This is a genomic window from Fusicatenibacter faecihominis (genome assembly GCF_020686945.1).
Classification (GTDB): Bacteria; Bacillota; Clostridia; order Lachnospirales; family Lachnospiraceae; genus Limivivens; species Limivivens faecihominis.
This window is the reverse complement of record NZ_JAJEPR010000003.1, coordinates 100,478-124,551: the sequence shown is the minus strand read 5'-3', so window position 1 is coordinate 124,551 and position 24,074 is coordinate 100,478. Positions and strand designations below refer to the sequence as shown.

Here is a 24,074-nt window from a genome sequence, read left to right as displayed (position 1 = left end):
GAACCGTCTGTACATTCGCCTGTACGGCAATTTTTACTGTTTCAGGATACGGCTAGCCCTAAAAAGCAGATTTTGATGCTTGATGGAATACGGAAGAATTACGAGGGGTTTCGCACGGTTAAATCTTGCGGGTAAACAAAGAAGTATGATATAGTAAAAATAAGTGAAGAAAATGACAAGGGAAAGGCGATAAAATGGCAACGCTGAATGATATTGCAGAGGCTTGCGGTGTATCAAAAGCTACGGTTTCCCGGGTACTGAATCAGGATCCGGGTTTTTCTGTAGGAGAAGAGACAAGGGAAAAAATTTTAAACACGGCAGCACAAATGAATTATGAAATGGGGAAAAAGCGCCGTTATGCCAGTGTCAGGCAGAAGTTGGAGAGGGAAAATAACGGAAAACTGACACCGGGATTATCCAGAACAATGAAAATCGGAATTCTGGCATATGGTTTTCCAAGAAGCAACATGGATAACGGCTATTATGAAGTCATCATCAACAGTGTGATGGGAGAACTGAAACGGCTGAATCCAGCCATGCAGATGGAATTTCATTATGTACATCAGGCAGTATATGAGCAGCTGACCGGTCTGGATGCTTTATTTATCATGGGAAAATTTTCCGCGGATCCGGAAAACGAACTGGTAAAAGCAATTCCTTATAAAGTGATCGTCGATTATCCGGCTCCGGAGCAGGCCTTTGATTCCATACAGGTGGATTTTAAAGAAGTGGTTTACCGGGCAATGAATTATCTGCGCCAGAATACGGATGGAAGCGTCGGTTTTGTCGGAGCAGAGGATCATCTGACCCGGCTTGCGGACGGAAAACAGTTTCCATGCAAGGATACAAGACTGGAATTTTATGAAAGATATTGTCAGGAGACCGGTCTGGATGCGTCGGAAAATGTCTGGATTACAGAATGGTTTGGGGCGGAAGACGGCTATCAGCTCACGAAAAAGATCATCGAAGAGGGCCATCTTCCCAAAGGTCTTCTTTATGCGTCGGATGAGCTGGCTCTGGGCGGTTACCGGGCCCTCAGCGAGAAGGGAATCCAGGTAGGTAAGGATATTTCCGTTGTCAGCATCGATAATCTTCCTTACACCAGTTATCTGACGCCGCCTCTGACCACGGTGGCCTTGAATATGCCTCTTCTGGGGCGGACAGCTGCCATGGCACTGGATTCCCAGATCAGAGGAAGAGATTATCCGCTGACCTTTTTTACGCCGGTGGAGCTGATCAAGCGGGAAAGCTGTGTGAAAAAGGCTTAAGAAAACTGCTCTTTCCGGTATTCCCGGGGACTGACATGGTGATAACGGCGAAAAGCCGAAGAAAAATGTTCCGCAGAAGAATATCCAAGTGCTTCCGCAATCTCTGCAATCTTTTTTTGCGGATCGGAAAGCAGAATGGCAGCGGCCGACATACGGGCTTCTGCCTTTTTTTGCTGGAAGGTTTTTCCATAATATTCCATCAGAAGACGTTGCGTCTGTCTGGGACTGAGCTTCAGCCGGTCGGAGAGATCCGGCAGGGAAAGATCCTGGTATTCGTACAGAAAATATTCCTCAATGATAACAGATTTGGAATCCGCCAGATTGTTGGGCGTGAAAACGGAACGGGAAATCTGCAGCTGTTCGTAATTACGGACCATGAGGATAACGAGCTGAGTCAGAAGAAGAGGAACCTGTTCCTGGAAACCGGTATAACGTTTGGCCAGCTCGTCAAAAAGCCGGAGCATAAGTGCATGGATGCCCTGCCGGTCCTGACCGAGCCAGAAGGAAGTCCGGATAAAGGAGGGAAGGACAGAAGCATTTTTCTTCATGTGAGAACTGCTGTCCAGCTTGAAATAGACGCAGTATTCCTCCATCGGGTCATCCGGTACCGGAGTCTGGGCGTGTTCCACATGGGGACCGGTGACAAAAAGCGTGTTTGGTGTAAGTTCAAAATAGGTGTCGTTGGCCTTCAGTTTTCCATGTCCGGTGGAAATGTAGTGGATCTCATAACAGCCGTTTCCATGGATGTGAGAAGGAATCGTTCGTTCAAAGTGTTCAAAAACAATGTTCAGGGCATGGAAAGAAACGCCTTCCAGGGAAAAGTGGATATCCATATCATTGTAGAGCGTGCGCATAAAAGTTTTCTCCTTTCCAATCCGCTGGTCAATGACAAGGCAGCAGATGGAAATCAGACAAAGGAAAGTGTCACTTCCTTGGTTTTCACTGTACAGTTACTTTAGATTTTACCACAAAATACCTTCAAAAACACGACATTTCTGATACAAAAAGGACAGGTTTCCATCTGGTAATTTTTGGTGAAAACGCTATACTGAAAGTATCAAAAGAGCTTGTAAACTGTGAAAAATACAGAAAGAGAGGTATGGAAGTATGGCGGTTAAAATGTTGATGAAGGGTGCGATCCTTCCGGGAAATTCCACGGTGGAGATAAAAGATTTCGAGATTCCGAAGCCGGGTTACGGTCAGGTACTGATCAAAACAAAGGCAACAACCATCTGCGGAAGCGATATCCGCTGCATTTACAGGGAGCATACCGGAAAAGGACCGGAGGGGTATATCCCCGGAATGGTAGCAGGTCACGAACCCTGCGGACAGATCGTGGAAGAGGGCGAAGGCCTGAAACGCTTCAAAAAAGGCGACCGCGTCATCGTTTATCATATTTCAGGCTGCGGCGTCTGCAATGACTGCCGGAGAGGTTATTACATTTCCTGTAAAAGCAAATTCCGTCAGGCTTACGGCTGGCAGAGAAACGGCGGTATGGCTCCTTACATTCTGGCAGATGAGAAGGATCTCATTGCCCTTCCGGACGAGCTTTCCTACAAAGACGGCGCACAGGTAGCCTGCGGTTTCGGAACCGTTTATGAGGCTATCGAGAAGATCGGTATCTGCGGAAACGACGCCGTTCTTGTCACCGGCCTTGGCCCCGTCGGCCTGGCAGCCCTGATGCTGGCAAAAGCCATGGGAGCAAACAAGCTTATCGGTGTGGAGATGAACGATTACCGCATCGATCTGGCGAAAAAACTGGGGCTGGCAGACCTTGTCGTAAAACCAGGTCCTGACGCTCTGGATCAGATCCTCGCAGCCACCGGCGGCAAAGGTGTGGAGAGAGCCATCGATGCTTCCGCAAGTGATCCGGGAAGACAGCTGGCCATCCGTGCTACCAGAGAGTGGGGCAAGATCGCTTTCGTCGGCGAGGGCGGCACCTGCACCTTCAATCCGAGCCCGGATATCATTCATGGCCAGAAGACCATTTACGGTTCCTGGGTAACATCTCTCTGGAGAATGGAAGAGCTCGTGGAGCGTCTCGTTCGCTGGAACATTCATCCGGAAGACCTCATCACCCATGAGTTCCCGCTGGAGAAAGCAGGAGAGGCTTACAGCCTTATGGCCGGCGGAAAATGCGGTAAAGTGGCCGTTGTATTCAACGACTGAACAGAAGGAGACAGATAATAATGGAAAAAATTGATCAGAACAAGGTTCCGAAAAGGAAGTTTTATACAGGGGAGGAGATTCCTGCAGTTGGTCTTGGTACCTTCGGCTCTGACAAATACGGCCCGGAAGCGATTTCCGAGGCCGTGTACGGAGCAATAAAATTTGGCTACCGCCTCATCGACTGCGCCGCCGTTTATCAGAACGAGGCCCAGATCGGTCAGGTGCTGAAACGCCTCTTTGACGAGGGCGTGGTGGAGAGAAAAGACCTCTTCATCACCTCCAAGGTATGGAACGATATGCATGAGAAGGTGGGAGAATCCTGCCGTCAGAGCCTCAAGGATTTAGGGCTTGAGACCATCGACCTCTTTTTCGTTCACTGGCCCTTCCCGAACTATCATGCACCGGGCTGCAGCGGCGACTCCAGAAACCCGGATTCCAGGCCCTTCTCTGTGGAAGAGTTCATGAAAACCTGGCGTCAGTGTGAAGAGCTGGTGGATCAGGGGCTGGTGCGCTACATCGGCATGAGTAATATGACCGTTCCGAAGCTTGAGGCTGTTCTGCCTCTCTGCCGGATCAAACCGGCGGCTCTGGAGATGGAGCTTCATCCATCCTTCCAGCAGCCCAAGCTTTTCGACTATGCAGTGAAGCATGACATTTTACCCATCGGCTACTGCCCGTTGGGTTCTCCGTCAAGACCGGAGAGAGACCGCACAGCCGAGGACGTGGCAGATTCCGAGCTCCCCTCCGTGGCAGCAGCAGCGAAGGCCCATGGCGTTCATCCTGCAAACATCTGTCTTAAATGGGCAGCCCAGCGGGGCCAGGTACCGATCCCCTTCTCCGTCAAGGAGCCTCAGTACCAGTCAAATCTCACCTGCGTCACCGAAGATCCGCTGACAGCAGAAGAGATGGAAGCCATCACCAGGGACGACAGAAACTGCCGCCTCATCAAAGGCCAGGTTTTCCTCTGGGAAGGCGCCCATGGCTGGGAAGCTCTCTGGGATCTGGATGGCAGGATTACAGAAAAAGAATAAGATTGTTATGAAAAGGTCCGTCGCTGTGGCGGACGAGGATTCCTTCTACCAGCGCAGCGAAGAATACACAGAAAAGGCTCTGGAAAAGAAATCCGTAGCACTGGGCTATACCTTTGATCAGACCGATTACTCAAATGAAATCGCAGCCGTGACCTCCGTGATGAACCAGTACCTCTCTTCTCTGGAATATGGCACCGTGGATGATCTGGATTCATACTATGAAGAGTTCACAAGCGCTCTTGACGATGCCGGAATGGACACCCTGATCGCAGCAAACCAGGAACAGTTAAATGCCTTTTTAGGAAAATAAAAAAGCTTTTTAAAGCGGCACAAAATGTGGCGGCAAGATTGCATCTTGTCGCTATTGTGATATGATTAGATCAGAAGGGGAGGAACTCAGGATGTTTGAAGTAAAGAAAGCGCTTCCGGTTTGGGGAGCAACGATGAAAAACAAGTGGAATCAGTTCGCCGGTTTTTACACGAAACTGGAAAAGCCAGGCGAAGTGACCTTCCGCATTGCGGCAAGATCCTATTACCGCTTGTATGTGGATGGAAACATGCTGGCTTCGGGGCCGGCGAGAACCGCGGAGCATTACTGCCGCGTGGATGAGATCCGGACGGAGCTCAAAGGCCAGGCAGATATCGCAGTGGAAGTGGTCGCTCTGTCCAAACCGGAAAAATACTGCAATGACTGCACGATGGAAGATGGGCTGTTTTTGTGTGAGATTCTGGATGCGGACGGAGAGGTTCTGGCGGCGACCGGCGGGGAAGAGTGGAAGTATAGGGAACTTCTGTACCGGAGAAGTCTTGTGGAGACGATGAGCCATAGCCGGGGAATCCTGGAATATTATGATCTGACGCCAACGTCCTTCGACTGGATGCGGGGAAAAAGTGAGTGGGAGCCCTGGGCACTGGTGGAGGAGAAGATCGGCTGGCTTCCGAGAAATGCCAAATATCCGACCTACCGGCCGCTTGACATGCAGGCAATGACCGGAATCTATGATGAGGTTGTGGATAAAGAAGCCTTTGAGAATCCGCCGCTCAGCCTTGCGAAACTGTTCAATCCGACCTATTTTTCCGTCATTCCGGAAGAAAATTACTTTGTCGATCAGATCCGGGCAGAAAAGAGTGTTCCTTTCTCAGGAAAAATGAAGCGCCTGTCGCCGACAGAGTATGAGATCACTCCGGGAGTGCAGCCGACGGGCTGTGTGTGGGAGCGGGAATTTTCGGATGTTGGTTTCATTGACTTTACGATTTCTGTGGAAAAAGAATGTACGCTGGATGTGCTCAATACGGATCACAGGGGCCTCTATGGAGCGATCCGGGGAAATTCCTACTGCTCCCGCTACCATCTGGCTCCGGGCAGCTATCACCTGACAACCTTTGAACAGAAGCTGACCAGATATGTGAAATTCGTACTGCGGACAGAGGGAAAAGTCACAGTAACCAGGCCGAGACTGCTGGAAGACACCTATCCGGACGGAAGAGAAAATTCCTTCAGCTGCAGTGATGGGGAGCTGAACCGCATTTATGAGGCGGCAAGAAGAACCCTTCGCCTCTGTACCCTGGATATTTATATGGATTGCCCCCAGAGGGAGCGGGGCGGCTGGCTGTGTGATTCCCAGTTCAATGGTCCGGCAAGCTGGCTGATGTTCGGTGATCTGACGGTGGAGCATGACTTCCTGGAAAACTTCCTTCTGACAGACCCGGATGAAAAATGGAAGAGTTTTTTCCCGGAGGTCTATCCCGGCGTTCACAAGAGTCCGGAGGAAGTGGGAATCACCAATTGGTCCTTCTGGCTGGTGACGGAGCTTTACGATTATTATCAAAGATCCGGAGACCGGGAGTTTATCGATAAATATGCGTGTCGGATTGAGCGGTTTATAGAGGGAATGCTGACCTTACGCGGAGAGAGCGGCCTGCTTGAAAATCTGCCGAACGCCTTCGTGGACTGGTCCATTTCCAACAAAGAGTTCAACCTGCAGCCGATCAATGTGCCGAATAACTGTCTGGCGGTCTGCCTCCTGGAGCGTGCGGCCGAAATGTACCGGAAGCCGGAGTGGGCAAAGACGGCGCAGGAAATGCGGACGGTCATTGAAGGTCTCACGGGCAGCGGGGCGCTTTTCGGAGCAGATGGAGACGCTGCTGTCCTGGAAAATGGCAGATTCCACAGAACGGGTGTTAAGACGGAGGCCGGCATGGCACTGGAGTTGTGGTCAGGCTTTCATCTGGAGAATAAAGTCTACATCCAGCAGTTTGTGAATGCGCTGGGACCATGCCCGGAATACCGGCCGAACCCGAATGTGGGCCGGACCAACATGTTTATCGGCATGATGATCCGTTTTGAGGTGCTTGCCCGTCTGGGACGAAGCGAACAGCTGATCCGGGAACTGAAGGACGTCTATCTGCAGGAGCTGAGAGACGGCTCGGGAACCCTCTTTGAGAATGTCCATGCCCTTTCCGGCTGTCATGCCTTCAATGGAGAAGCCGGTGCTCTGATCGTGAATCAGGTGCTTGGTCTTGGACAGCCGCTGCAGCTGACGAAAACCGTGACGATATGTCCGCATCCGGCTCGCCTTCGCTGGGCCGTCGGAACGGCGGAAACCGAGGACGGAACCATTTTCATGGACTGGAGCAGCGAACCGGATGAGCATCGGCTGGTCGTCCGGCTTCAGCTTCCGAAGGGGTGGAAATATGAGTTTCAGCGGCCCTTTGAGCTGGAGGGCTGGGAGATTAAAATAGAGGTTTCTTCCCTTGCAGCTTGATTTCATTTCCGGCCGCAGCGGAAGAGTCAGAAAGCATCCATGCGACCCAGTTCTATGACTGGGAAGCGAAGGAAACCGGAGTAACCGCCTTCTGTGAGAAACCGCTCTTCATGTCACAGCTTCGGGAACTTCTGTCCAATCCCGTTCCGAAGGAAAAAACTCCGGAAGAAAAGCATTTTGACGAGGCCGGCATGAACGGCCACCTGGTCAAGCCGGTCAGCAGGGATAAGCTGCTGAATATGATTCATAAGATTTTGAAAAAATAAGAGAAAGACGCCAGCGCGGAAGATTGCGCTGGCGTTTCTTATATAATATAACTATTGTGTTCCTAATTTTACAAAGATCGGTTCATGTTCCATAGCCGGAATGATCTTTTGCAGCAGATCTTCCGTGCGAAGCCGCAGGCTCGAGGTATTGATGCAGGGATGGCAGCCGATATACTTTCCTCTGAGCACGTCCTCGTCGATCAGGAGCTGTACCCGGTTTTCCTTGTCATTCATAAGTCCCAGCACGCTCATGGAGCCCGGCGTGATATCCAGAAACTCTTCCATATAAGTATCTTTTGCGAAAGAGAGTCTTGCCGAGCCGATCTGTGAGGAGAGCTCTTTCGTCTTAAATTTCTTATCCCCCGGTATCATCAGCAGGTAAAAGCTGGTTTCCTGCCGGTTGCAGAGAAAGAGATTCTTGCAGATCGTGGCATCAAGCATCTTGTCGATTTCCTCGCAGGCTTCCATCGTCATGGCTGCCTCATGATCGATCCTCTGATAAGCCACCCCCAAACTATCCAGAAAATCATAAGTCCGAATTTCTTTCTCCAGTCTCCCGGCTGTATCTTCCGGCCGTCCGTTCACTAATTCCATGTAAAGTTCACTCCTTAAAAATAGTTTCGTTTGTCTCAGAGGATTATAGCATATGGGGGTGGAAAAAGGTAATACTTTGATGTTATGACATAAAAAACAGAACAAATATTCGAAAACACCCCTATACTTTTAAAAAAATTTCTGCTATAATCGGAAGACAGAGCGCAAACCGGGCGGCGAAGCCGCCTTAGAGATAGATAGTGCAAGAAGGAGGTTTCCATGGATCATTTTGAGTTGCATTCCGAATATCAGCCCACCGGCGATCAGCCGGCGGCCATCGCGGAGCTGGTGAAGGGCTTCCGGGAGGGAAATCAGGCGGAGACGCTTCTGGGAGTCACGGGGTCGGGTAAGACCTTTACGATGGCGAATGTGATTCAGCAGCTGAATAAGCCCACGCTGATCATCGCCCACAATAAGACGCTGGCGGCCCAGCTTTACGGGGAATTTAAAGAGTTTTTTCCGGAAAATGCCGTGGAATACTTTGTCTCCTACTACGATTATTACCAGCCGGAGGCCTATGTGCCGTCCTCGGATACCTATATTGCCAAGGATGCCTCGACCAACGATGAGATCGATAAGCTTCGGCTCTCCGCCACTATGGCCCTGGTGGAGCGGAAAGACGTGATCATTGTCTCCAGCGTGTCCTGCATTTACGGTCTGGGCAGCCCGGTGGACTATAAAGAGATGGTGATCTCTCTCCGGCCGGGCATGGAGAAAGACCGTGATGAGGTGATTCATCAGCTCATTGATATCCATTATGACCGAAATGACATGGATTTCCACCGCGGCACTTTCCGGGTGCGGGGGGATGTGCTGGAGATCTTTCCAGCGGAGTCTTCGGAGACCGCGGTCCGGGTGGAGTTTTTCGGGGATGAGATCGACCGGATCACGGAGATCGATCCTCTGATGGGAACGGTGAAGCGGACGCTGGAGCATGTGGCAATTTTCCCGGCTTCCCATTACGTTACTCCTATGGAAAAGATCAAAGAAGCAGCCGTTCACATCGAGGAAGAATTGAAAGAGCAGGTTCGTTATTTCAAGAGCGAGGATAAGCTTCTGGAGGCCCAGCGAATCGCGGAGCGGACCAATTTTGATATCGAGATGATGAAGGAGACGGGCTTCTGTTCCGGCATTGAGAACTACTCCAGGCATCTGACCGGCCTCGCGCCGGGAACGCCGCCCAACACGCTGATGGATTTCTTTCCGGATGATTTTCTCATTATCATTGATGAGTCCCACAAGACCATCCCTCAGATCCGCGGCATGTACGCCGGGGACCAGTCCAGAAAATCAACACTGGTAGATTACGGCTTCCGCCTGCCCTCAGCCAAGGACAACCGTCCTCTGAATTTTGAAGAATTTGAGAGCAAAATCGACCAGATCCTCTTTGTCTCTGCGACACCGGGAGAGTATGAGGCGGAGCATGAGCTTCTCCGGGCGGAGCAGATTATCCGTCCGACAGGACTTCTTGATCCGGAAGTGGAGGTCCGTCCTGTGGAAGGCCAGATCGATGACCTGGTGGGTGAGGTCAACAAGGAGACGGCCAAGGGAAACAAGGTGCTGATCACGACGCTGACCAAGCGCATGGCCGAAGACCTGACAGATTACATGCGGGAGATCGGCATCCGGGTGAAATACCTCCATTCCGATATCGACACGCTGGAGCGTACGGAGATCATCCGGGATATGCGTCTGAACGTCTTCGATGTGCTCGTGGGAATCAACCTTCTGAGAGAAGGCCTGGACATTCCGGAGATTTCCCTAGTGGCGATTCTGGATGCGGATAAAGAAGGCTTCCTCCGTTCGGAGACCTCCCTCGTGCAGACTATTGGCCGTGCGGCCCGAAATGCCGAAGGCCATGTTATCATGTACGCCGACAATATGACGGATTCCATGCGCCTCGCCATCGATGAGACGAAGCGCCGCCGCGCGATTCAGGAGGCATATAATAAGGAACACGGCATCACTCCGAAAACCATCAAGAAAGCGGTGCGGGACGCCATCAGCATCTACAAAGAGACCGAGGAAGCACCGAAGAAACCGGAGAAAGATCCGGAATCCATGAGCAGAAAAGAGCTGGAAGCAGCAGTAAAAGACGTGCAGAAGCGGATGAAGCAGGCAGCTGCCGAGCTGAACTTCGAGGAAGCCGCCCTGCTGCGTGACCAGATGATTGTTTTGAAAAAGCATTTACAGGAGATAGAGGAATGAGTGCAGAAAAAGATAAGAAACCGATGATCCGGATCAGGGGAGCAAACGTCAACAACCTGAAAAAGATCAGCGTGGATATCCCGAGAAATGAGTTTGTAGTTCTGACGGGCTTAAGCGGTTCAGGAAAATCTTCCCTGGCCTTTGATACGATCTATGCGGAGGGCCAGCGCCGGTATATGGAATCCCTCTCTTCCTATGCCCGTCAGTTTCTGGGACAGATGGAAAAGCCGGATGTGGAGAGCATCGAAGGCCTCCCGCCTGCGATTTCCATCGACCAGAAATCCACAAACCGCAACCCGCGTTCCACCGTGGGAACCGTCACGGAGATTTATGATTATTTTCGTCTGCTCTACGCGAGGGTCGGCATTCCCCACTGCCCGAAATGCGGAAAAGAGATCAAAAAGCAGGATGTGGACCAGATGGTGGACCAGATCATGGCTCTGCCGGAGCGGACAAAGATCCAGCTTCTGGCTCCTGTGGTCCGCGGACGGAAGGGTGAGCATGTCAAGATTTTCGAGCAGGCCAGAAAGAGCGGTTATGTGCGTGTCCGTGTGGACGGAAATCTCTATGAACTTTCCGAGGAGATCAAGCTGGAGAAAAATAAAAAGCACAACATCGAGATCCTGGTGGACCGCCTTGTCGTGAAGCCGGGCATCGAAAAACGACTGACCGATTCCCTGGAAAATGTTCTGAGGCTGGGAGACGGCCTGGCCATGGTTGACGTGCAGGACGGAGAAATGCTGCAGTTCAGCCAGAGCTTTTCCTGCCCGGACTGCGGCATCAGCATCGATGAGATCGAGCCGAGGAGCTTTTCCTTCAATAACCCCTTCGGCGCCTGCCCGGACTGCTATGGATTGGGTTACAAGATGGAGTTTGACGAGGATCTGATGATCCCGGATAAAAGCCTGAGTATCGCAGAAGGAGCCATCACGGCCATGGGCTGGCAGTCCTGCACGGACAAGCACAGCTTTTCCGGTGCAATTCTGGACGCCCTGGCCAAAGAATACGGCTTTGATCTGAAAACGCCCTATCAGGATCTTCCGGCGGAAATCCGCCATATGCTGATCCATGGCGCCGACGGCCGCGTGGTGAAGGTTCACTACAAAGGCCAGAGGGGTGTGGGCGTCTACGATGTGGCTTTCGAGGGGCTGATCCGGAGCATGGAGAAACGCTACCGGGAGACGGCTTCCGAGGCCATGAAGCAGGAATATGAGCAGTTTATGCGGATCACGCCCTGTAAGACCTGCGGCGGCCAGCGTCTGAAAAAAGAAGCTCTGGCAGTTACCGTCGGTGGGAAAAACATTGCGGAAGTGACAGAGCTTTCCATTGAGAAGCTGAAAGTTTTCCTGGATGAACTGGAACTGACGCCGCATCAGTTTATGATCGGAAGACAGATTTTAAAGGAGATCAAAGCCCGAATCGGTTTCCTTATCGATGTGGGACTGGATTATCTGACCCTGGCCCGGGCAACGGGGACCCTGTCCGGCGGCGAGGCACAGCGTATCCGCCTGGCAACCCAGATCGGTTCCGGCCTGGTGGGCGTGGCCTATATTCTGGATGAACCCAGCATCGGCCTTCACCAGCGGGACAATGACAAGCTTCTGGCTACACTCAAAAATCTGCGGGATCTCGGAAACTCCCTGATTGTCGTGGAGCATGACGAGGATACCATGCTGGCGGCGGACTATATCGTGGATATCGGCCCGGGAGCCGGAGAGCACGGCGGAGAAGTGGTGGCTGTGGGAAATGCTCAAGAGATCATGCAGAATCCGGCCTCCATCACCGGCCAGTATCTGTCCGGCAAACGGAAGATTCCGGTTCCGAAGGAACGGAAAAAGCCCACCGGCTGGCTGAAAATCCTGGGAGCCTCCCAGAATAACCTGAAAAACATCAATGTGGATATTCCGCTGGGTGTCTTTACCTGCATCACCGGCGTTTCCGGTTCCGGAAAGAGCTCTCTGACCAACGAGATTCTGTACAAACGGCTGGCGAGAGACCTGAACCGTGCCCGGATCATTCCCGGAAAGCATAAAGATATTTTGGGTCTGGAGCAGCTCGACAAGGTCATCGATATCGACCAGTCCCCGATCGGAAGGACACCCCGCTCCAACCCGGCGACCTATACGGGAGTCTTTGATCTGATCCGAGATCTCTTTGCCTCCACGGCGGATGCCAAAGCGAGAGGCTACAAGAAAGGCCGTTTCAGCTTCAACGTGAAGGGCGGCCGCTGTGAGGCCTGCGGCGGAGACGGTATTTTGAAGATCGAGATGCATTTCCTGCCGGATGTCTATGTGCCCTGCGAAGTCTGCGGCGGCAAGCGCTATAACCGGGAGACCCTGGAAGTCAAATATAAGGGAAAAAGTATCTATGATGTGCTGAATATGACGGTGGAAGAGGCCTTGCCCTTCTTTGAACATGTGCCCAGCATCAGGAGAAAGATTCAGACGCTCTACGATGTGGGTCTCTCCTATATCCGTCTGGGACAGCCTTCCACGGAGCTTTCCGGCGGCGAGGCCCAGAGAATCAAGCTTGCCACGGAGCTGTCGAGAAGAAGCACCGGCAAGACGATCTATATCCTGGATGAGCCCACGACGGGACTTCATTTTGCAGATGTGGATAAGCTGATTGAGATTTTGAGAAGACTGGCAGAGGGCGGCAATACCGTCGTGGTCATCGAGCACAACCTGGATGTGATCAAGACGGCGGATTACATCATCGACATGGGACCGGAAGGCGGTGACCGGGGCGGCACCGTCATCGCGACAGGCACACCGGAAGAGGTGGCGAAATGCCCGCAGTCTTACACTGGGCATTATATAAAGAAATACCTAAAATGATAATAAAAACGAAAACGCTCCGGGGGATTGCCGGAGCGTTTTCTGCTTTAAAAGGAAAGAGAAAAAATTAAAATATTTTGAGGGAGTACATCACAGTGTGTGGACACTGTGATGTGTGAGTTATGAAATATATCAGCTCCTCGCTGATACACTTATACTATAACCGATATTTGTGTATAAAATGTGTTCAGCAACAAAAGAAAATATGAACTTTCTGAAGAGAAAGGAAAGATCTTTTGAAGCACTACAACAAGAAAGCCCCGGGGGGTACCGGGGCTCCTTGTTTAAAAGGAAAGAGAAAAAATTAAAATATTTTGAGGGAGTACACCGCAGCGTGTGGGCACTGCGATGTGTGAGTTATGAAATATATCAGCTCCTCGCTGATACATCTATACTATATCCTATAGATGTGTTGAAAATATGGATGAAAACTAAAAAAAGTATAAAAAACATAAAGAGTATAATAAGTCGCAGAAAAGTATAAAATTTTCTGATAACAGTGTTGAGAAACAATAGGATTCCGCGAAAATAGTTTATAACTGACAGAAAAACTTTCGCAAACAGAAACGCTCCGGGGGATTACCGGAGCGTTCTGCTTAAAAGGAAAGAGAAAAAATTAAAATATTTTGAGGGAGTACACCGCAGCGTGTGGACACTGCGATGTGTGAGTTATGAAATGTATCAGCTCTTCGTTGATACATTTACACTATAGCGCAGAAATGTGTCCAAAATATGTTCATCCGATAAAGAATCTATAAAAGCCCTTTTCAATTAAAAAGAAGTTGGGTATAATGACAGTAAAACGTATGGTGGAAAGTCTTTGCTTCCGCCAGAAAGAGAAGAAAAGGTAACTGTTCAGGGCCACTGTTCCGCGAAGGCACTGAACAGTTACAGAGACAGGAAGGAGAGTATATAGATAGATGAATGCAGCAGATCTCGGAATTGATTTGGGAACATCCAGCATCCTTGTCTATGTAAGAGGCAAGGGTGTTGTTTTGAAGGAGCCTTCTGTGGTGGCCTTCGATAAAGACACAAACAGGATCAAAGCCATCGGGGAAGAAGCTAGGATGATGCTGGGAAGGACGCCGGGAAATATTGTGGCCATCCGCCCCTTGAGAAAAGGTGTAATTTCCGACTACACGATCACGGAGCACATGCTGAAATATTTTATCCAGAAATCTTTGGGAAGGATGTCGTTCCGCAAGCCCAGGATCAGCATCTGTGTCCCCAGCGGCATCACAGAGGTGGAGAAAAAAGCGGTGGAGGATGCGGCCTACCTGGCGGGAGCCAGAGAGGTGACGATCATCGAGGAACCCATCGCGGCAGCCATCGGAGCCGGCGTGGATATTTCCCGTCCCTGCGGAAATATGATCGTGGACATCGGAGGCGGAACCTGCGATGTGGCTGTGATCTCCTTAAACGGCATTGTGGTGAGCTCTTCCATTAAAGTGGCCGGGGATGATTTCGACGAGGCCATTGTCAAATATGTGAGAAGAAAATATAACCTTCTCATCGGAGAACAGACCGCGGAGGATATCAAAATCCGTATCGGAACCGCGGTGGAGCGTCCGGAACCCCAGAGCATGGAAGTCCGGGGCCGGGATCTCATCAGCGGTCTTCCGAAGGTCATTCGGGTCAACTCCGAGGAGGTGCGCGATGCCCTGAAAGACGCGCTCTCCCAGATCGTGGAGGCTGTACAGAGCGTGCTGGAGCGGACACCGCCGGAGCTGGCTTCCGACGTGGTGGACAGAGGAATCGTCCTCACCGGAGGCGGAGCGCTCTTAAACGGCCTGGAGGAACTCATTGAGTCCAAGACCGGCATCAACACGATGACAGCCGAGGAGCCCATGACGGCGGTGGCCATCGGCACGGGCCGTTATGTGGAGCTGGTATCCGGCGGCAGAAAGCTGGATGCCTGATGGAGCGGATCGAAGGATATGTGGATCATATCATTTACCGGAATCAGGATAACGGCTACACTGTGATGAACGTGATCGCGGACGGGGAGGAGATCACCTGCGTTGGCCTGCTTCATTATATTGGAGACGGCGAGCTGGTGGAGATCACCGGCCATTACAAGGATCATGCCACCTACGGCCGCCAGCTTCAGATCGAGACTTTGGAAATCAAGGCCCCCGAGGACGAGCTCTCCATCGAGCGGTACCTGGGTTCCGGGGCGGTGAAAGGCATCGGCGTCTCCCTGGCAGCCCGGATCGTGCGGAAGTTCCATGAGGACACCTTCCGGATTATGGAGGAGGAGCCGGAGCGGCTGGCCGAGGTCAAGGGCATCAGTGAGAAAAAGGCCCGGGAGATTGCGGCTCAGATGGAAGAGAAGAAGGATATGCGAAAAGCCATGATCTTTCTCCAGCAGTACGGCATCTCCACAACTCTGGGTGTGAAGATTTACAATCAGTATGGAAACAACATTTATCAGGTCATCAAAGAAAATCCCTACCAGATGGCGGACGATATCAACGGCGTGGGCTTCCGGATCGCCGATGAGATCGCCTCGAAGGTGGGGATTCATACGGATTCCGATTATCGGATCCGCTGCGGTCTGCTCTATGTTTTGCAGCAGGCCATGAGCGAGGGCCACGTTTTTCTGCCGAAGGAGATTCTGGAAAAAAGAACCGTGGACCTTCTGGGAGTCAGCCAGGAGGCTGTGGAAAAACACATTATGGACTTGGCCGTGGACCGGAAGCTGGTGGCCAAGGAGACGGGGGGCAGAGTCTGTGTTTACGGGGCCCAGGCCTATTATGTGGAGCTGAATACGGCGAAAATGCTTCATGATCTGAATATTTCCTGCGAGATCTCCGAGAGCGCCGTACTCACCAAGGTGGCGGCTATTGAGAAACGGACGGGAACGATTCTGGATGAGATGCAGAAGGAAGCCGTGGTTCAGGCCGCCGGCCACGGCCTTATGGTCCTTACCGGAGGACCGGGTACCGGAAAAACGACGACCATCAACACGTTGATTTCTTATTTCGAGTCCGAGGGTCTGTCCGTCATGTTAGGCGCGCCCACGGGCCGGGCGGCCAAACGGATGACGGAGGCCACGGGCTGTGAGGCGAAGACTCTTCACCGGCTGCTGGAGATCTCCGCAGTCCCGGAGAATGGCGCGGACCGCGGAAGCTTTGCAAGAAATCAGGAAAATCCGCTGGAGGCGGACGTGGTCATCATCGATGAGATGTCGATGGTGGATATTTACCTCATGCATTCCCTTCTTCTGGCCATCGTGCCGGGAACGAGACTCATCATGGTGGGTGACCGGAATCAGCTGCCTTCGGTGGGACCGGGCAGCGTTCTGAAAGATATCATCGAGTCCAAATGCTTCCCTGTGGTGCGCTTAAGCCGGATTTTTCGTCAGGCCACGGAGAGTGATATCGTCATGAATGCCCACAAGATCAACCGGGGCGAGCATGTGACTCTGGACAATAAGAGCCGGGATTTCTTTTTTCTCAAAAGGGACGATGCCAACGTGATCATCAGCGTGGTGCTGACTCTGATCCAAAAGAAGCTGCCGAAGTATGTACACGCAACACAGACAGATATCCAGGTGCTCACACCCATGCGAAAAGGTCTTCTGGGAGTGGAGCGCTTAAATGAGATCTTGCAACATTACCTGAATCCGCCGGACCCGAAAAAGCGGGAGCGGGAGTACGGCTCTTCCAGATTCCGGGAGGGCGACAAGGTCATGCAGGTGAAAAACAATTATCAGATCGACTGGGAGACCAGGGGAGCCTACGGAATCCCCATCGACAGAGGTCAGGGTATTTTTAACGGGGATATGGGGATTATCCGCGAGATCAATACCTTTGCAGAACAGATGACGATCGAGTTTGACGACGGAAAATTTGTGGAGTACCCCTTCGCCCAGCTGGAAGAGCTGGAGTTGGCCTATGCCGTTACCGTACATAAGTCTCAGGGAAGCGAGTATCCGGCGGTGATTATTCCGCTGCTTTCCGGACCGCAGATGCTGATGAACCGGAACCTCCTCTACACGGCAGTCACCAGGGCAAAATCCTGTGTGACCGTGGTGGGAAGCGAGGCCGTCTTCAATCAGATGATTGACAACACCTTTGAACAGAAGCGTTATACGACGCTGAAGGAGAGAATCCGTGAGCTGGTACAGTGAATATTAAGTAACTGGCACCTTGACTTGTCTGATTTTTCATCTGCTGCGTTGTCGTCAATCGACGTAGCCACCGCTACGCCTCATTCCTCTGCCTTGCATATGAAGAACTCATCCGGCGTCAATGTATCAGAGACTTAATTTTCACTGTGCTTACAGGGGAGAGCCTTTCTGTTGATTCATGAAAAAAAGAAAACGGATCCTCCGTGGACTGACCGGGGTTCTCTATCCACGGCGCTGTCCTCTGTGCGGAGAGATCCTTTCGCGAAAAGAAAAGCTGGTCTGTGAGCCTTGCGCCCCTCTGGTGCGTCTCATCGACGAGCCCTTCTGCATGAAATGCGGCAAGCCTCTCGCAAATCCGCGGCAGGAATACTGCCGGGACTGCGGGAAAAACGGGCGGTATTTTGACCGGGGAAGGGCAGCTTTTCCCTATACGGGAAAGATCAAGAAAAGCATTTTAAATATGAAGCTTCGCAACAAAAGAAGAAACGCTGACTTTTTCTCGGCAGCCATGACAGCGGTTCTGAAAGAAGAACTGGAGCACTGGGAGATCGATGTCATTGCGCCGATTCCGCTGCACCCGAAAAAGAGGCGTTGCCGGGGCTTTAACCAGGCGGAACTCCTCGCTGTTCCACTGGGAGAAGCCTTAAAAATCCCGGTCATTCCGGATCTTCTGAAGAAGAAGGAAGAGACCTCGGAGCAGAAGGAACTGGACCGGAAAAGCCGCCAAAAGAATTTAAAAAAAGCTTTTAAAATCGGCCCATATGATGTAAAATTAAGTAGAGTTCTGCTGGTAGACGATATCTTTACGACAGGGAGCACCGTGGATGCGGCAGCAGCTGTTTTGAAGGAAGCCGGAGCAGAGGCTGTATTTTTTCTGACGGCCTGCATCGGCACGGAGAGAGAAGACAGGACAGAATTGGTTACAGGAGAAAGGCATGGTAAGAGAAAACCGGATCCGGATTATGACCGCCATAGCGGCATATGAAAAACGTCATAGAGAAGAACTTTCCGGCACGGATCAGTGGTTTCGGAGCGATTATATCGGCGTCAGGATGCTGAAAAACGGCTGCAGGCTGACTTGTGGCTACCTGATTGGCTTTGCTTTTTATATTGTGCTTCATTTTGAGGAGATGCTGGACCGGCTCAATTCCATGAATGTTCTGGATCTGGCTGAGAATGCGCTGATTTTTTACGGAATCAGCCTTGGAGTCTATCTGATCCTCACCTATGTGGTCTGGAGCATCCGCTATTATCAGGCGGAGAAAAGGAGACGGACTTATGGGAGGCTGATCGACCGGCTGGAAGCAGAATATCAGAGAGAAGAAAAAGAAGTTCCTTCCACGGGAAGACGGAGAGAAGGACAGAACAGGAGCCGAGGACATGGTGCAGGAAATCCGTGAAATGATCCGAACCGTTTATGGAAAATATGATGTATGGCTGCGGGCGCTGGGGAAATTTTCCCTGGCTTTTGGCAGCCTTCTTGTCATTCGGAATTTTATGGGTTATCTGCCGCTTCTGGACAACATTTTAATTTTGCTGATTCTGGCGCTTGTGGCATCTTTTCTTCCGCTGAACGGCATGGTGCTGATCTGTTTCGTGGTGATTTTAGGCGAGCTATATGGTCTGTCACTCCCGTCCCTGGCGGTGGGAGGCGGCCTTCTTCTTCTGGTGGCCCTTCTCTATTTCGGGCTGGCCCCGCAGGGAGCCCTGGCTTTTTTACTGACACCATTGGCCCTGGTTCTTCATGTTCCGCTGGCAGTTCCGGTGGCCTTCGGTCTTCTGGGAACGCCGCTTTCTGCCATCGGTATCGCTGCCGGAACCGTGAGCTATTACGGGCTTAAGAGCGTGATCGGTACGGAGTTTGTCCTCTCTGATCCATCTTTAAGCATGCAGGAAGCCTTTATCGAAGAAATGCAGGCGATGCTCTCCAATTTTCTTGGAAACGGAGAGATGATCCTGACACTGATTGCCCTGACGGCTGTACTGATTGCGGCCTTTGCCGTTCGGAGTACGGAGATGCGTTATGCCTGGCAGGTGGCAATCGGAACCGGTATTTTCATCTATCTGGTTCTGGAGATTTTCGGAGTCTTCACTCTCGATATCCCGGTTTCCATACCGGATCTGGTCATCGGTGTCATCGCGGCGGCTCTGGTGGGAAGCGTTTTGCAGCTTTTCTTTTTTGATCTGGATTACCGGAGCACGGAGAAACTCCGGTTTGAGGATGACGAATATTATTACTATGTGACGGCAGTACCGAAACGAAAACAGGAAAGGAGCGTGGATGAATGGACGCAATAAGAAATTTCTGGACAATGCATTTTTCCTGGCTTCAGCTTCCGACCTTAAGCATCCGCTGGACCGATATCCTGGAGATCATCATACTGTCATTTTTTATTTACCATTTTCTGATCTGGGTTCGCCGGACCCGGACCTGGGTTCTGTTGAAAGGCCTTCTGGTGCTGGTGTTTTTCGTTTCTCTGGCGTATATTTTTGAGATGGACACCATCAAATTTCTGATCACCAGAGGAATGGATGTGGCGATGGTGGCAGCGGTTATTGTTTTTCAGCCGGAGCTTCGGCGGGCGCTGGAGCAGCTGGGAGAACAGAAGCTGTTGTCGAATCTCATGTCGTTTGACGGTCTTAAGGATATCCAGGAGCGTTTCAGTGACAAGACAGTGGATGAGCTGGTCAAGGGAACTATGGCCATGGCCCGGGTAAAGACGGGAGCTCTCATTGTAATCGAGAAAAATACGCCGCTGACGGAGTATGAGCGCACCGGTATTCAGGTGGATGCGATTGTGAGCAGTCAGCTGCTGATTAATATTTTTGAACACAACACCCCTCTTCATGACGGAGCTGTCATCGTCCGGGGAAACAGGGTGACTTCCGCCACCTGCTACCTGCCCCTTTCCGACAATATGGAGCTGAGCAAGGAGCTGGGAACCAGACACCGGGCCGGCGTGGGCATCAGCGAAGTTACCGATTCCATGACGATCATCGTTTCCGAGGAGACCGGAAAGGTATCCATCGCGGAAAACGGCCGGCTGTTGAGAGCCGTCACGGAGGAGGAGCTTTGGCAGCATCTGACGGTGACTCAGGATAAATCCGTGGAGTCCCAGAAATTCAAATTATGGAAAGGGAAGGGAAAAGGATGAAAAAATGTTTGGGAAACAATTTTGGCCTGAAACTCCTTTCCGTGTTTGTGGCGATTCTGATCTGGCTGATGGTGGTCAATGTGGATGATCCGGAGAAGACGAAAGCCTTTGTGATTCCGGAGCAGAGGATTCAGATGACCAATGTGGAAGAGGCGCAGGCCAAGGCCGAGCAGGATCAGGACGGGAAAAAAGTCTACAGCGTGGTCCGTGATGACGACGAGAGCGGAAATGTCACTGTCTATGTGACGGCCAGGAGATCTGTGCTGGATAAACTGACCTCCGCGGATATCACGGTGAGCGCCAATATGCAGAATATGACGCTTCAGGATACGGTGCCCTATGAGGTGACGGTTCCCGGGGTAAAGAGAGAAAATGTCCAGTGTTTTCCCGTGGCCATGCGTTTCGTGCTGGAGGACAAGAGCGAAAAGACTTATGCGATCTCCTTGAGCACCAGCGGTCAGCCTGCCAGCGGTTATGAGCTGGGGGACGTGAAGATCCGGGAGGGCGAAAATATCATTATCGCCGGGCCGACCTCCATCACCAAGACCATCGATAAAGTCGAAGTTCAGGTGGATGTGAGCAATATGAGCGAAAATAAGACTGTCACCGGAAGCGTGGTCATCACAGACCGGAACGGCAACAATCTTTCCAAGACCCAGATGGACAGCCTGGAGATCAAGACTTCCAGCGGAGCTCTGATTAAGGACAATGAGGTCAATGCAGTGGTGACTTTGTGGAAAGTGCAGCAGAATATTCGCCTGAAGGTGGATACAAGCCAGATTCAGGTGGCTGACGGCTATATTCTTACTTCTGTGGATCTCACACCGTCCACGATTAACCTGGCGGGTTCAGAGGCCACTCTGGAAGCGCTGAACGGAGAACTGGTCATCGAGGGAATCATCAATTCCACAGGGGCTACCTCCACGATCGAGCAGAATATCGATCTTTCCGATTATTTGCAGGATCACTACAAGAAAGCACTGAAGCTGGAGAGCGGTTCCGCGACGGCGGTATCGGTAAGAATCCAGATTGAAAAAGTGGGAACCACGACCGTCAGCGTCCCGGTATCCGATTTTACAATCATCGGCCAGGCGGAGGATATGAAGATCGTGCTGACACCGGCAGACAAGGTACCGGTGGAGGTCCGCAAGGAGGATGACAACGCTGCAGCTATCACAGCCAAGGATATTTCCGTGACGATGGATCTCAGTAATTATCAGAACGAAGGAAACTATACCGTGGAGCTTCAGGTGGAGCTGCCCGATGGGTATGCACTGGAATCCGTGCCGAGTATCAAGGTAAATCTGGAGAAGATCCAGCCTGTGACAGAGACGGAGACAGAAACAACGGAGGAATGACAGATGGTAAGTCAGAAAGTAACCATAAAGAATCCTACGGGCCTGCATTTAAGACCCGCCGGGAACCTCTGTAAAGAGGCCATGCGTTTTAAATGTACGATCACCTTCTCCTTTCGGGAGCTCACAGCCAACGCCAAGAGCGTTTTGAGCGTGCTCAGCGCTTGCGCCCAGTGCGGGGATGTGATTGAGTTCACCTGTGACGGAGAAGACGAAAATGAGGCGCTCAAGGCCATTGTGGAAGCGGTGGAATCCGGCCTAGGCGAGTAATAAAGGAAATGAAATGAAATGAAATAACAAACCGGCTGAAAAAGGCAGAGATGCTTTCTTTCAGCCGGTTGTTTTTATGCATAAAAAATCTCCTGCTTTTTTGTGGAAAAGCAGGAGAACTTTTTTTATCAGCCCGTATAATCCGGAGCGTATCTTCTGTTGGTTGCATCAGTCGGATCGGTAGGATCCACGGTCAGATTTTCCGGAATGGTCTGGTAGGTCGGCTTCGTGACGGAGCTAGGAATGATGTAGTCGCCGACGGTAACAGTGGTTCCGGTGGGAACATTCTTATACAGCCAGTAGGCGTCGCCCATTCTCAGACGGATACAGCCCTGAGAAGCCTGCTGGCCCAGAAGGTTGTATTTGTGAGCCGGGAATGCGTAATGGCTAGGAGCATTGCCCGGGAGAGAATGGAACAGGATGTCGGAAGTGATGTGGGAACAATAGTAACCCCAGGTCGGTCCGTTCAGCTCATGAATGCTCAGTTTATCAAGAAGCCGGAAGGTACCGGTCGGTGTTGCATTGTTCAGACCGGTGGAGCAGAGGAATACTTTTACCAGATAGCTTCCTTTGTAGATGGCTACCATATTTCTCTGACGGTCAACCTTGATGCTGTAGGCGCCATCGGGTACCCAGTTGGTCTGACGGCCCTCAGAATCAAAGGTATAGGTCACACCTCCGATGGATACGGTCTTGCCGCGGATCGCTGCGCCGCCGTTGTTCGGATCCAGGTAGTAACGGTTGTTGTTGTAGAGAACCCAGCCGGTGACGAGGCTTCCGTCTGCGTTAGCGTAGTAAATGTTGTTATTCAGGTTGAACCAGCCTGTTCTTGCCATTCCGTAGGAAGTGCCGCTGAAGTTCGGAGCGAAGTAATAACGTTTGCCGTTCAGTGTCTTCCAGCCGGTCTGTACCACACCTGCTGCATTGAAGTAGTAGGTTTTGCTGTTGATGGTCTGAAGACCGGTGACGCGGGCACCGGTGGAATCTGCGTAATACTGCTTGGAATTTAAGCGGTACCAGCCGGTCTGAATCGCACCGGTTTTGGTTGCGTAATAAGCTTTCCTATTGGAAATGATCCAGCGCTTTGTTACCAGCATACCATTGTTTGTGTTGAAGTAATAGATGTTTCCGTCGATCTTTTTAAAGCCGATGGCAAGGCGGTAAATACTGGTGACATAATACTGCCGGTTCAGGTAATCCTTGTGCCAGCCTACGCTCTGCAGAGGATAATTGCTCTTGGTGGCGTCTACCTGATAGTAGAGCGTCTTGTTGTTGACCACTCGTTTGCAGAGGCCGGTCATTTCGCCCTGACTGTTGAAGTAGTAGGAACGGGTCACGCCGCCGATTTTGATCTTCTGCCATTTGTTGGCGCGTAAGAAACCGCCGGAGGTTACATAGTAAACCTTGGTTCCAAGACGGCGGCGTCCTTCAGCAGCCCAGCGCTGGCCGTATTTGTTGAAACCGTAGTAGAGCTTTCCGATTTTTGCAACCTGGTTGGCAAGCAGCTTACCGTTGTTGGACGGACCAGAAACATAATAGGCTTTGGAATTGCCCTCTGTGCGAATCCAGCCCTGAGTGGTAGCAATGGCACAGTTGCCTGTTGGACCGAACGTGTAGTAATAATCGTTTCCGATTTTAATGCGGCCGGCGGCTTTTGACTGAAGCAATAGACCAGTGTCCGGGTTGAAGTAATAAAGATTTTTTTGTCCCGTACTGTTTGCAATCCACTGGAAACCGGTGACGATTTTACCGTTAATAGTGTAGTAGCGGGAACCATCCTCATCATTTTTGTGCCAGCCGGTGGCGTTGGTTGTCTGTGTGTCCTGTGTGGTGCCTGATACGGTTCCTGCATCGGTGTTACCCGTGGCCCCGGCCGCTAAAGGCGCAGCCATGGTCAGTCCCAGAGCCATGCAGAGAACAGGCAGCAATTTTCTGATTCTCATATCATACCCCTCTCTTTCCGGATCGTGAAAAACCCGGTTCCGGCAGATGCCGGTTATTATAAGTGTAATATCTGTTCA

General features: G+C 51.4%; 19 protein-coding genes. 16 read left to right on the top strand and 3 right to left on the bottom strand.

Features of this window, described 5'->3' with window-relative positions; translation table 11 throughout:
• The first annotated feature begins 194 nt into the window (after positions 1-194).
• Complete coding sequence (locus LKD71_RS02705) at positions 195-1,268, top strand: LacI family DNA-binding transcriptional regulator (RefSeq protein ID WP_227614247.1); 1,074 nt, start codon at positions 195-197, stop codon at positions 1,266-1,268.
• Here the strand turns inward: LKD71_RS02705 and LKD71_RS02700 are convergent.
• On the bottom strand, positions 1,265-2,122 hold the full coding sequence (locus tag LKD71_RS02700; RefSeq protein ID WP_227614246.1) for an AraC family transcriptional regulator: 858 nt from the start codon (positions 2,120-2,122) through the stop codon (positions 1,265-1,267). The genes LKD71_RS02705 and LKD71_RS02700 overlap by 4 nt on opposite strands.
• 253 nt (positions 2,123-2,375) lie before the next feature.
• On the opposite strand from LKD71_RS02700, the gene LKD71_RS02695 reads away from it, so the two are divergent.
• From LKD71_RS02695 to LKD71_RS02675, 5 genes are all read left to right on the top strand, one after another.
• Positions 2,376-3,437: a zinc-dependent alcohol dehydrogenase family protein gene (locus LKD71_RS02695; RefSeq protein WP_227614245.1), complete on the top strand. Its 1,062-nt coding sequence runs from the start codon at positions 2,376-2,378 to the stop codon at positions 3,435-3,437.
• A gap of 20 nt (positions 3,438-3,457) precedes the next feature.
• Complete coding sequence (locus tag LKD71_RS02690) at positions 3,458-4,468, top strand: aldo/keto reductase (protein WP_227614244.1); 1,011 nt, start codon at positions 3,458-3,460, stop codon at positions 4,466-4,468.
• A 7-nt stretch (positions 4,469-4,475) separates the two neighbouring features.
• Positions 4,476-4,778 carry a DUF3502 domain-containing protein gene (locus tag LKD71_RS02685; protein ID WP_255632920.1) on the top strand — a complete coding sequence of 101 codons (303 nt, stop codon included), beginning with the start codon at positions 4,476-4,478 and terminating at the stop codon, positions 4,776-4,778.
• A 91-nt stretch (positions 4,779-4,869) separates the two neighbouring features.
• Entirely contained in the window at positions 4,870-7,233 is a 2,364-nt protein-coding gene (locus tag LKD71_RS02680) for an alpha-L-rhamnosidase-related protein (RefSeq protein WP_227614242.1), read from the top strand.
• Positions 7,230-7,499 (top strand): response regulator, encoded by a 270-nt coding sequence (locus tag LKD71_RS02675; RefSeq protein WP_227614241.1) that lies wholly within the window; start codon positions 7,230-7,232, stop codon positions 7,497-7,499. Before LKD71_RS02680 ends, LKD71_RS02675 begins: the two co-directional genes overlap by 4 nt.
• A 51-nt stretch (positions 7,500-7,550) precedes the next feature.
• Here the strand turns inward: LKD71_RS02675 and LKD71_RS02670 are convergent, their stop codons facing one another.
• On the bottom strand, positions 7,551-8,093 hold the full coding sequence (locus LKD71_RS02670) for a prolyl-tRNA synthetase associated domain-containing protein (protein WP_227614240.1): 543 nt from the start codon (positions 8,091-8,093) through the stop codon (positions 7,551-7,553).
• Positions 8,094-8,312: 219 nt separating this feature from the next.
• Here LKD71_RS02670 and uvrB point away from each other — a divergent pair, with 219 nt between their 5' ends.
• The 10 genes from uvrB (at position 8,313) to LKD71_RS02620 (ending at position 22,053) form a co-directional block, all read left to right on the top strand.
• Complete coding sequence (uvrB, locus tag LKD71_RS02665) at positions 8,313-10,301, top strand: excinuclease ABC subunit UvrB (protein WP_178045127.1); 1,989 nt, start codon at positions 8,313-8,315, stop codon at positions 10,299-10,301.
• Entirely contained in the window at positions 10,298-13,138 is a 2,841-nt protein-coding gene (gene uvrA, locus LKD71_RS02660; RefSeq protein WP_227614239.1) for an excinuclease ABC subunit UvrA, read from the top strand. Before uvrB ends, uvrA begins: the two co-directional genes overlap by 4 nt.
• A 920-nt stretch (positions 13,139-14,058) precedes the next feature.
• Positions 14,059-15,057, top strand: coding sequence for a rod shape-determining protein (gene mreB / locus LKD71_RS02655; RefSeq protein ID WP_227614238.1), 999 nt, complete (start codon positions 14,059-14,061; stop codon positions 15,055-15,057).
• A complete protein-coding gene (gene recD2 / locus LKD71_RS02650; RefSeq protein WP_227614237.1) occupies positions 15,057-17,273 on the top strand; it encodes an SF1B family DNA helicase RecD2 in 2,217 nt (738 codons plus the stop codon). The genes mreB and recD2 overlap by 1 nt, the downstream gene beginning before the upstream one ends.
• 178 nt (positions 17,274-17,451) lie before the next feature.
• Positions 17,452-18,258: a ComF family protein gene (locus LKD71_RS02645; protein ID WP_227614236.1), complete on the top strand. Its 807-nt coding sequence runs from the start codon at positions 17,452-17,454 to the stop codon at positions 18,256-18,258.
• Positions 18,209-18,673 (top strand): hypothetical protein, encoded by a 465-nt coding sequence (locus LKD71_RS02640; RefSeq protein WP_227614235.1) that lies wholly within the window; start codon positions 18,209-18,211, stop codon positions 18,671-18,673. Before LKD71_RS02645 ends, LKD71_RS02640 begins: the two co-directional genes overlap by 50 nt.
• Positions 18,654-19,571, top strand: coding sequence for a hypothetical protein (locus LKD71_RS02635; RefSeq protein WP_227614234.1), 918 nt, complete (start codon positions 18,654-18,656; stop codon positions 19,569-19,571). The genes LKD71_RS02640 and LKD71_RS02635 overlap by 20 nt, the downstream gene beginning before the upstream one ends.
• Positions 19,559-20,428, top strand: coding sequence for a diadenylate cyclase CdaA (gene cdaA / locus LKD71_RS02630; protein WP_227614233.1), 870 nt, complete (start codon positions 19,559-19,561; stop codon positions 20,426-20,428). Before LKD71_RS02635 ends, cdaA begins: the two co-directional genes overlap by 13 nt.
• Positions 20,425-21,786, top strand: a complete 1,362-nt coding sequence (locus LKD71_RS02625) for a CdaR family protein (RefSeq protein ID WP_227614232.1) — start codon at positions 20,425-20,427, stop codon at positions 21,784-21,786. Before cdaA ends, LKD71_RS02625 begins: the two co-directional genes overlap by 4 nt.
• A gap of 3 nt (positions 21,787-21,789) precedes the next feature.
• A complete protein-coding gene (locus tag LKD71_RS02620) occupies positions 21,790-22,053 on the top strand; it encodes an HPr family phosphocarrier protein (RefSeq protein WP_178047019.1) in 264 nt (87 codons plus the stop codon).
• A gap of 128 nt (positions 22,054-22,181) precedes the next feature.
• Here LKD71_RS02620 and LKD71_RS02615 read toward each other — a convergent pair whose 3' ends face one another.
• The gene (locus LKD71_RS02615; RefSeq protein WP_227614231.1) at positions 22,182-23,996 is read right to left on the bottom strand and encodes a L,D-transpeptidase family protein; all 1,815 of its coding nucleotides are present in this window, start codon (positions 23,994-23,996) and stop codon (positions 22,182-22,184) included.
• Between the last annotated feature and the right edge of the window lie 78 nt (positions 23,997-24,074).

What these genes read in the sequence shown, in the direction of transcription:
- uvrB (WP_178045127.1), top strand. Translation starts at nt 8,313, where the DNA reads ATGGATCATTTTGAGTTGCATTCCGAATATCAGCCCACCGGCGATCAG.
- LKD71_RS02670 (WP_227614240.1), bottom strand. Translation starts at nt 8,093, where the DNA reads ATGGAATTAGTGAACGGACGGCCGGAAGATACAGCCGGGAGACTGGAG.
- mreB (WP_227614238.1), top strand. Translation starts at nt 14,059, where the DNA reads ATGAATGCAGCAGATCTCGGAATTGATTTGGGAACATCCAGCATCCTT.
- LKD71_RS02620 (WP_178047019.1), top strand. Translation starts at nt 21,790, where the DNA reads ATGGTAAGTCAGAAAGTAACCATAAAGAATCCTACGGGCCTGCATTTA.
- LKD71_RS02625 (WP_227614232.1), top strand. Translation starts at nt 20,425, where the DNA reads ATGAAAAAATGTTTGGGAAACAATTTTGGCCTGAAACTCCTTTCCGTG.
- LKD71_RS02615 (WP_227614231.1), bottom strand. Translation starts at nt 23,996, where the DNA reads ATGAGAATCAGAAAATTGCTGCCTGTTCTCTGCATGGCTCTGGGACTG.
- LKD71_RS02690 (WP_227614244.1), top strand. Translation starts at nt 3,458, where the DNA reads ATGGAAAAAATTGATCAGAACAAGGTTCCGAAAAGGAAGTTTTATACA.
- LKD71_RS02680 (WP_227614242.1), top strand. Translation starts at nt 4,870, where the DNA reads ATGTTTGAAGTAAAGAAAGCGCTTCCGGTTTGGGGAGCAACGATGAAA.
- recD2 (WP_227614237.1), top strand. Translation starts at nt 15,057, where the DNA reads ATGGAGCGGATCGAAGGATATGTGGATCATATCATTTACCGGAATCAG.
- LKD71_RS02640 (WP_227614235.1), top strand. Translation starts at nt 18,209, where the DNA reads ATGGTAAGAGAAAACCGGATCCGGATTATGACCGCCATAGCGGCATAT.
- LKD71_RS02645 (WP_227614236.1), top strand. Translation starts at nt 17,452, where the DNA reads ATGAAAAAAAGAAAACGGATCCTCCGTGGACTGACCGGGGTTCTCTAT.
- cdaA (WP_227614233.1), top strand. Translation starts at nt 19,559, where the DNA reads ATGGACGCAATAAGAAATTTCTGGACAATGCATTTTTCCTGGCTTCAG.
- LKD71_RS02635 (WP_227614234.1), top strand. Translation starts at nt 18,654, where the DNA reads ATGGTGCAGGAAATCCGTGAAATGATCCGAACCGTTTATGGAAAATAT.
- LKD71_RS02700 (WP_227614246.1), bottom strand. Translation starts at nt 2,122, where the DNA reads ATGCGCACGCTCTACAATGATATGGATATCCACTTTTCCCTGGAAGGC.
- uvrA (WP_227614239.1), top strand. Translation starts at nt 10,298, where the DNA reads ATGAGTGCAGAAAAAGATAAGAAACCGATGATCCGGATCAGGGGAGCA.
- LKD71_RS02685 (WP_255632920.1), top strand. Translation starts at nt 4,476, where the DNA reads ATGAAAAGGTCCGTCGCTGTGGCGGACGAGGATTCCTTCTACCAGCGC.
- LKD71_RS02705 (WP_227614247.1), top strand. Translation starts at nt 195, where the DNA reads ATGGCAACGCTGAATGATATTGCAGAGGCTTGCGGTGTATCAAAAGCT.
- LKD71_RS02695 (WP_227614245.1), top strand. Translation starts at nt 2,376, where the DNA reads ATGGCGGTTAAAATGTTGATGAAGGGTGCGATCCTTCCGGGAAATTCC.